The following is a 235-nucleotide window of genomic DNA, read 5'->3' as shown; positions in this document are numbered from 1 at the left end:
CAGCCAGACAATATTTGATGGGGTAAGTCTGTATGCCTCCGGTTCGCAGCAAGACTATTGGGGCAATAACGATAAAAACAGGAATATCTCTGTTGGGGTTTCCGGCCAGCAATGGGGAGTTGGGGACAGCCTGAATTATCAATACAGCCGCTACACTGATCAAAATAATGACCGCGCACTCTCTTTGAATCTCAGTATTCCGTTAGAACGCTGGTTACCGCGTAGCCGGGTTTCC

1 protein-coding gene is annotated in these 235 nt (G+C 48.5%); it reads left to right on the top strand.

Annotated elements, in window-relative coordinates:
- Positions 1–235, top strand: a 235-nt coding sequence (locus AC0L24_RS33970; RefSeq protein ID WP_473565114.1) for a fimbria/pilus outer membrane usher protein, incomplete at both ends; no start/stop codon positions are given.

The sequence above is a fragment of the Mesorhizobium sp. WSM4809 genome, from assembly GCF_055811655.1.
This window is presented reverse-complemented; position numbering and strand designations above follow the sequence as displayed.